This is a genomic window from Bacillus cereus group sp. N6 (assembly GCF_016483705.1).
GTDB lineage: Bacteria > Bacillota > Bacilli > Bacillales > Bacillaceae_G > Bacillus_A > Bacillus_A wiedmannii.
Genome location: NZ_JAEHBI010000094.1, coordinates 1 through 7,542, shown reverse-complemented (window position 1 = coordinate 7,542; position 7,542 = coordinate 1). Strand labels below are relative to the sequence as shown.

The window sequence follows — 7,542 nt, the reverse complement described above, 5'->3', positions numbered from 1 at the left end:
AAAAGCAACAATCTCAAGCTGCTTAACGAATAAAATGTCTCTGTTTGATTTGTCTATTTTCTTGACATAGTACCAATCTTGGTTGGCAAGTGGTGTTTGGAAAAGAAGAAAAGGAAGAGAAAGAGAATCAAAAAGAACAACCTCTTCCTCTTGTAGAACAAGGGCAAGCTGTCGAGACGAAAGAAATCGAGATTCGTGAAGGAAAAACGCAACAGCCTACATTATATACAGAAGGACAATTGATTACGTTAATGGCGAAACATGATATTGGCAGCGAAGCAACGAGATCAGGAATCATTGAAAGAATCAAAACACTTTTGTACATTCAGATTGAAAAGAATACCGTACATGTGACCGACAAAGGGAAAATGATGGTAGAAGCGATTAAAGATACCGCAATCGGTTCACCAGAATTGACCGCAAAATGGGAAGCGTATCTAAAAGGAATTGGGGAAGGGAAGAAAAAGGATAAGCCGTTTGTAGAAACCTCCAAAAAGTTAGCACAGAAACTCATCAACGAAGCACAAGACTAAGTAAACACATGGTCTATAGATGATTTTATAGAGAATAAAAAATCAGAACATCATTTAGGAGAATGTCCGTCTTGTGGAAAGCCAGTCGTAGATAAGAAAACGATATATGGCTGTTCTGGATATGCGAAAGACAATCCAAAAAGTTGTAGGTTTTCTGTTTCGAAAGAATTTTTAGGGCAGAAGATTAGCGAAAGTAATCTGGTGAAGTTGTTAGAGGGGAAGAAAACGACGTTATTAAAAGGATTGAAGGGTAAATCAGGAAAAGAATTTGATGCGTATTTAAAATTAGATGATGGCAACATTCAGTTTGTATTTTCGAAGAAGAAGAAAGGACATGAAAAACTTATTTGGGTAAATAAAATATTTTGAGGGTTTTTCCTTTCTTTTTTGGCAGAAGCTAGCTGGGGGTATGGGGGCTAGTCCCCATGATTGACGTATCGATACATGAAATACGTGAACTCAATGGACGATAGTACAGGCGGTTCGGCACGTACAATATTACGTGTAAGCTGAAGGCCCTAAAGATGTCCTTTTTTGTCGTCAGCTTAGCAACGATACGTTGACGTGCCGAAAAAAGTTGGGCAAGGATGAAGATGGCTGCGGAACAACGTGAAGTGGCCTATCTTCAAAGATGGAGATTTTCTGAAGAGAAACGGAAGAAAATACGACCTGTTCCTGGCGGAACTTTTAGCTTTTTGGGTATAGGTTCTTTTATTTCCTCTTTTACCGTACCTATGTAATAGGGAGCGGTGATGGAATAAGCGGAAAGGCTTGCAATATATGTTATAATAATCGTATCTATCTATTTGAGAAGAGTGGGGGAAGAACTGTGAAACATCATGTTATCGAGAATCGTCAAATTCTCCAAACCAATAAGAAGTGGTCACATCTCACACAAAATCAGAAGAATTTGATAGCAGAATGGTTACGAGAAGAATATCGAAGTTTTATTATCATATATTTACGAAAGCCGAAACGTTATGAAGAGGAATATATAGTAGATACTGTAATGGAACGGATTCACGCACGTGGTATTTGGATACCATATGGAGAAGTAAAGATGTACTTTGCATGTAAAAAAGGCAAATGGTATCGGAAATTAGAAAATGAGTTTGAAGATAGAAGAAAAGAAGAAGAATAAAAAGTCATGTTACAGAAGGAAGAAGTGGGAATCTTGTTTATATAGTCGGAATATTCATTTCTTTTTCCTGTGGGTAGTAAAAATGTGGTACGATAGAAGTGACATGATATATGTATAGTATGATTCCAGTTCATTCCTATAGGATTGAACTGGAATTCTTTTTCATTGGATCATTCAGGATTGGCAATATATAAAGAAAAACGGAGGGGAGGATAAAAATGGAAGTACAGCGAGTGCTGCAAGAAGAAATTCGTGAAAAAAAGCGAACCGCTTCCGGTGTTCATCATAAAACAGGAAAACGGGGATATGTTGGAAAGATGTTATTTCCTACTGATATGCTGAAAGGAAAAGAGAAACGAAGCTACCAAAAAGCATCGAAGGTGGAGATTTCAAATATGTATGAAACGATGATGAGTCGGGCGGAATTTGAAGCGTTGCCTGTGGGACAGCAAAAGCAAATGTTACAGGGCTATCGGATACACTTTCATCTGAAGGACATTCTAAAGCACTGGAAAATGAGCACAGCTACGTTATATACATTAATCAAGGAGTTAGAATTGCCTGCTCTTCCCAAGGAAAACGTATTAGCAAAACGAAAAGAATCACGTCAGAAAAATCGGAGAACAAGTAAAGAAACGAAGCAAAAATCAATGGAATCCGTGCTACCAGTAGAACAAATTTCTCTTTTTGATACAGATTCTGAAGTGGTGCACCGTATAGCAGCAGCTGTACCTGTACAAGGATATCGCACGATCTTATCAGGTGTATACAGCTCCGAAGAATTAATCAGTCGCCTATTGAAAATGGGTGCCTTATTAGAAGGAGAAGAAAACATGTTTCGTGTACAATTGGTGATAGAAGAACAAGAGAAATAAAGGATTGAATGTTATAAATGAAAAATCGAGGAGAGAATGTCAGTTGAAATCAACAGGAATCTTACGTAAAATAGCCCCTTTAGGACGGGTTGTGATACCGAAGGAAACAAGAAAAGTGCTGGGGATAGAGGAAAAAGATTCGCTAGAGATATTTGTAGAGGGAGAAACAGTTATTTTGCAGAAATATAAGGGATATGACGTTTGTCCCATCACAGGAGAAGTATCTTCTCAACCTATAAAAGTAGCGAATGGGAAACTGACGTTGAGTCCAGAAGGAGCGAAACAGCTTATGCAGGAATTAGAACAATACCTTGTAAGAGCCTGAGACGAAGGGGGAATAAAACGTTGGAAAGACAACCACCAGTACTACAAAAGGAAAGAGCTAAAAATACGGTATCATGTCAGGAACAAGTACTACAAGAAGCCGTACAAAGAAAAAAGAGCATGACAATGATTTTAGTAAACGGCTTTCATATCAAAGGAACAATAAGAGGGTATGATGTATATTCGATTTTGATAGAAGTGGACGGGAAACAACAGCTCATTTATAAACATGCCATTTCAACAATCCGATTATAAAAGAAACAGAAGCATGAATCTTGATGATTTCATGCTTCTGTAGAATGATAGACAGATACATATTTAGTTGTTTACCGCTTCTTTTAATTGTTTACCGGCTTTAAAGGCAGGTGCTTTTTTCGCAGGAATGATAAGAGCCTCCCCAGTAGTTGGATTCCGTCCTTCTCGTGCAGCACGCTCTCGCACTTCGAATGAACCGAATCCGATTAATTGTACATTGTCACCATTTTGCAGAGCTTCTTGAATGGACGCTAATATGCTATCTACCGCAAGACTTGCTTGTGGTCTTTTTAGTCCGGTTTTTATTGCTACTGTTTGAATTAATTCTGTTTTATTCATCAGGCACCTCGTATTATCTTTATTATGTGAGTCTTAGTATAAAGCGAAAAAGAGAACGGTGCAAGGTAGTTTGTGTGCTGTCCATGATATAACAGAAAAAGTATGTTATATTGAGAAAAAAATCTTGTCCAAAAGGAATGGAGGAGAAAAAAGAGTATGAAAAATGTTTTTCACACAGAGCGAAGTGATTTGGAACGTATTTCAGAAATGCTCAAGGTATTAGCACACCCTATCCGTCTCCAAATGGTACATCATTTGTTAGAGAAAAAGTCTTTGAATGTTACGGAATTACATCGGTATTTAGACATGCCACAATCCACTGTTTCGCAACATCTCGGTAAGTTAAAATCACATAAAGTCGTAGCATATGAGCGAAAAGGATTAGACGTATTTTATCGAGTGGACGATGAAAAAGTGAAACAAACGCTGAAGATACTTATAGGCTAAACAGATAGATTCATTTATATGCCTAGTCATGTACGGATGAAAATAATGACCGAGGAGGGGATTATTCTATGAGTGGGAATTCACATTACAATTATATAACAATAAAAGAACTTATCTTTATCCATGCCTATGTAACCGGGGAAGAAATCCCATCTTTACAAGCATTACAAATACTCAAACAGTTTGCTCCTGAAGAAATACCAGGCACAATTAGAGAAACGCGTCGGTATCGTATACGGAAAAATGGGGAAGAATTGTTCCAATACTATAGACAGAAACATCCGAAATTATTTGAGAAACAAAGATTATACACGTATGAAGAGTTGAAACATCGAGCGGTATATGATTATTCCTCTTATTTGACGATTCATCTCTAATCCAGATGGGTCACTACGTATGTATTCTGTTCTAAAAAACAGATAAAACGCCTATTTTTTTGTGAAGAATTTGAAAAACGACTCCTCAGATGGATTTTTAACGAAAGAAGACGACCAAGAGAATTACTATAAAAAAACGTTAAACGCTAAAAATAAGGTAATAAAGGCGTTTAACGTAATTAAGATAAAACAAGCTGATTATGCAGGGTTATATGCATGTTTAAGTGGCAAAAAAAATAATTTCACGCACCGTATTGTAAAATAACTAATAATCACTAATAAAGTATCACCAAAGGTTGCGTCATTCCTTCCTTATCCGCTACAATAGATATAGAATACAAAGAAAAGAAAGGTGACTCACTCTATGAATCAACCTTTAGTGAATTTACGCGTCGATTATGCTTTCAAGCAATTATTTGGTGTACAAGGACAAGCGGAATTACTGATTTCTTTCTTAAATGCAATCTTGCATGAGTCATTATCTACACCGATTGTATCGTTGAAAATTGAAGACCCACATCTCCATAAAGAATATGAAGAAGATAAATTATCCATACTAGATATATTAGCTACACTTCAAGATGAAACCAAGGTGAACGTGGAAATCCAGTTACGAAATACACAAGAGATAGTAAAACGTTCCCTGTATTATTGGAGTAAACTGTATACATCTCAATTAGAGCAAGGAATGCCCTATCGTTCTTTACGGAAAACGATTGCGATTAATCTATTAGATTTTGATCTCTTTCCTCAATATGATGATATGCATACAGTCGGACAATTTTGGAGTCAACAACACAAGGAAGTGTTACTCGAGGATTTGGAAATCCATTTCATTGAAATTCCGAAATTGCTACAGCAATGGAGAGAAGAAAAAATTAATCCGTGGGAAAATGAATTCGCTCGTTGGTTACTTTTACTACCAGCGCATGAAGATGAACATTTAACCCACACGTTGGAGGATATAGCCATGAAACAAGATCCAATGTTACAGAAGGCAATCCACAAATGGGAAAATATGAGTCAGAGTAGCTCTTTCCGTCTCGCATATGAAGCACGTGAAAAAGTGTTATTTCATGAACAAGCTAAGTTAGCACATGCACGTGAGGTTGGTATAGAAGAAGGTATGGAAAAAGGAAAACAAGTAGGGAAAGAAGAAGGGCTTCAAGAGGGGATAGAAAAAGGGAAAATCCAACTTATCCGAGGCATGCATAAAAATGGCATGGATATCGAAGATATTGCGAAGTTTACGAATATGGAACTGTCGGAAATACGCCATATTTTAGACAAGTAAAGTGTACCGTACACTTTTTCACAAGGTTAGATGATTCTTTAGGGCCATCTGAACCTGAAGAACTAATATCAAAAAATAAATTGAATATTCAAAAAACTCAGACCGAATGAATCCAGTTATGTTATAATTAGCGTAACCGATATACTGTACTACCTTTTGCTCCCTGATTTGTATAACAAGTCAGGGAGCTTTTCGTATGCTTCATGTTCTACGATTCTTTTTTTAGTGGATTCCCATATAAAAGTAAAATATTGAAAATACTGGGATTCTTGGCATTTTTGTATATAAGAAATAATAGTAATAACGACTATTATTTCTCCCGTGCAAGAGGTTCAATCGTTACATTTCTAAAAATAAATTTATACTATTTTAGTATGCCATAGAAGGTGCTTCTTTTCAAATTATTTTCCATGTGAATATTGATTTGCATACTCTGCATAACGCTTTACTGATAGATGAGAAAGGAATCCTGTTCTTTTTATGACTTCCTCTGTAGACATATTTCTTTCTAGACAGCGTAGAATATAGGTATTCCGTAAGTGCTGTGCTGAAATTCCTTTTCTCAGTTGCGCTCGGGCTACTTCTAATCGAATCATCTTTTGTACAGCAATGGCTGTTAGTGCTTTCGGAGCATCATTGTCATACACCCAACGAAATGTCCCTCGTGTAAAATCAAATGCAACCAATAACGGATCTGTACTATGATATCTAGGACGAACTGGTTCAGGTATCGTTTTATAGTACGTAAATAAACGTATCTTATCCTCTTCCTTTAACATGACCCTTCTCTCGGTCCCTTTGTTATGTAAAACAGTAATCATGTTCTTTCCAAAGTGCACCTGTTGCATTTGTAACGATACGAGTTCTTGTAGTGTGAGCCCATAATCCAAAAGAAGTGATAGGATGGATACATTTCGATCTATGAGAAGCGGTCGAACGGAAAGTTGTTCTTCTGACAATCCTTCAGGAGAAGAAAGAATGTTTTTCAGTTTTTTCTCTTCTTCCTTCGTAATAAAGTCCTCCTTGCGTAGGGCACGATTCGGTGGAGTAATTCCCTGCATTTCTACAATAGGACTTGGAATATCCAAGAACTGATACAATTTCTTTAACACGACTGCTATGCGATGAATGGTTTTCTCTCCATACTTTCGTTTGTATATGAGTTCCTGAAAATAGGCTTCAAAATCCTCTTTATCTATCTTGTTCCATAAGTTCTTTTCTTGAAAACGATTCGAGGTTTGCAGCCATCTTCCAAAGTCCTCAATATCATAGACATATCGTTTAATTGTGGATGCCTTTCTTCCACGACTAGATAAAAAGAAAGAAAAATTTTGTAAGGTATCCTCAAATTCTTTTTTATTCATGTACCTATCACCTCACTTTTTCTGTATGATCTTAGTCCTGTACAATTTTCATTTCAGCCTAGCCGGGTATTTCCAATCTCGCTTATCTTGTTTATCAGGTTTTGTTTTTGGCTTCTTTCGCTCTATTTTGTTCTCCACCTGATTTTGTTGTTCTAATGTATCTAACTTTGTTTGCATTTTCTCCATCTGTTCTTTTACTTCTTTAAGCTCCAGCTTGATTTCTGATAACAACCTTAAAATTGCATCACCTTTATTCATAAAAATAACCTTCCTTTGTAGGATGAATATTTTCTCAATGTAAAGAAGATTTAATTTTCAGTATTTTTAGGTATAATAAAGAAGAATAACTGTCATTATTTCCTTCTCAAAGGACGGACTATGCCAATAGAACCGTTCTTTTTTTATGTTGATCCTTTTTATTATCTAGAAATTCATTATACTATGAATTTGAGTGACTTTCATTTCATCTTTTATCTATGGGCAGATTATTTCAATAGTCTGTTCTTTTTCGTTCGTAAAGGTACACCTTTTGGAACTGGATGAAATCTATGAAAATTCAGTTCCTAAACATTGAATTTCTATTTTAGGAACGG

Annotated in this window: 13 protein-coding genes; 10 read left to right on the top strand and 3 right to left on the bottom strand. The window is 36.4% G+C overall.

Annotated elements, in window-relative coordinates; translation table 11 throughout:
* The first annotated feature begins 92 nt into the window (after nucleotides 1-92).
* From JDS99_RS29375 to hfq, 6 genes are all read left to right on the top strand, one after another.
* Entirely contained in the window at nucleotides 93-533 is a 441-nt protein-coding gene (locus JDS99_RS29375) for a DNA topoisomerase (protein ID WP_345943243.1), read from the top strand.
* A gap of 15 nt (nucleotides 534-548) precedes the next feature.
* Nucleotides 549-902, top strand: a complete 354-nt coding sequence (locus JDS99_RS32630) for a topoisomerase C-terminal repeat-containing protein (RefSeq protein ID WP_199696301.1) — start codon at nucleotides 549-551, stop codon at nucleotides 900-902.
* Nucleotides 903-1,362: 460 nt separating this feature from the next.
* The gene (locus JDS99_RS29365; RefSeq protein WP_199696300.1) at nucleotides 1,363-1,674 is read left to right on the top strand and encodes a transposase; all 312 of its coding nucleotides are present in this window, start codon (nucleotides 1,363-1,365) and stop codon (nucleotides 1,672-1,674) included.
* A 218-nt stretch (nucleotides 1,675-1,892) separates the two neighbouring features.
* A complete protein-coding gene (locus tag JDS99_RS29360) occupies nucleotides 1,893-2,549 on the top strand; it encodes a hypothetical protein (RefSeq protein ID WP_199696299.1) in 657 nt (218 codons plus the stop codon).
* Nucleotides 2,550-2,592: 43 nt separating this feature from the next.
* Entirely contained in the window at nucleotides 2,593-2,874 is a 282-nt protein-coding gene (locus JDS99_RS29355) for an AbrB/MazE/SpoVT family DNA-binding domain-containing protein (protein ID WP_199696298.1), read from the top strand.
* Nucleotides 2,875-2,894: 20 nt separating this feature from the next.
* Nucleotides 2,895-3,128: an RNA chaperone Hfq gene (gene hfq, locus JDS99_RS29350; protein ID WP_199696297.1), complete on the top strand. Its 234-nt coding sequence runs from the start codon at nucleotides 2,895-2,897 to the stop codon at nucleotides 3,126-3,128.
* 63 nt (nucleotides 3,129-3,191) lie between these two features.
* Here the strand turns inward: hfq and JDS99_RS29345 are convergent, their stop codons facing one another.
* Nucleotides 3,192-3,467: an HU family DNA-binding protein gene (locus JDS99_RS29345; RefSeq protein WP_199696296.1), complete on the bottom strand. Its 276-nt coding sequence runs from the start codon at nucleotides 3,465-3,467 to the stop codon at nucleotides 3,192-3,194.
* Between the two features lie 156 nt (nucleotides 3,468-3,623).
* On the opposite strand from JDS99_RS29345, the gene JDS99_RS29340 reads away from it, so the two are divergent.
* From JDS99_RS29340 to JDS99_RS29325, 4 genes are all read left to right on the top strand, one after another.
* Entirely contained in the window at nucleotides 3,624-3,914 is a 291-nt protein-coding gene (locus tag JDS99_RS29340; RefSeq protein ID WP_199696295.1) for an ArsR/SmtB family transcription factor, read from the top strand.
* 68 nt (nucleotides 3,915-3,982) lie between these two features.
* Nucleotides 3,983-4,291, top strand: a complete 309-nt coding sequence (locus JDS99_RS29335; protein WP_199696294.1) for a 50S ribosomal protein L7ae — start codon at nucleotides 3,983-3,985, stop codon at nucleotides 4,289-4,291.
* Nucleotides 4,292-4,361: 70 nt separating this feature from the next.
* Nucleotides 4,362-4,556, top strand: coding sequence for a hypothetical protein (locus JDS99_RS29330; protein WP_199696293.1), 195 nt, complete (start codon nucleotides 4,362-4,364; stop codon nucleotides 4,554-4,556).
* A gap of 99 nt (nucleotides 4,557-4,655) precedes the next feature.
* A complete protein-coding gene (locus JDS99_RS29325; protein ID WP_199696292.1) occupies nucleotides 4,656-5,585 on the top strand; it encodes an Rpn family recombination-promoting nuclease/putative transposase in 930 nt (309 codons plus the stop codon).
* A gap of 401 nt (nucleotides 5,586-5,986) precedes the next feature.
* Here JDS99_RS29325 and JDS99_RS29320 read toward each other — a convergent pair whose 3' ends face one another.
* Nucleotides 5,987-6,949: a tyrosine-type recombinase/integrase gene (locus JDS99_RS29320; protein WP_199696291.1), complete on the bottom strand. Its 963-nt coding sequence runs from the start codon at nucleotides 6,947-6,949 to the stop codon at nucleotides 5,987-5,989.
* A gap of 48 nt (nucleotides 6,950-6,997) precedes the next feature.
* Nucleotides 6,998-7,207, bottom strand: a complete 210-nt coding sequence (locus tag JDS99_RS29315; protein WP_199696290.1) for a hypothetical protein — start codon at nucleotides 7,205-7,207, stop codon at nucleotides 6,998-7,000.
* Between the last annotated feature and the right edge of the window lie 335 nt (nucleotides 7,208-7,542).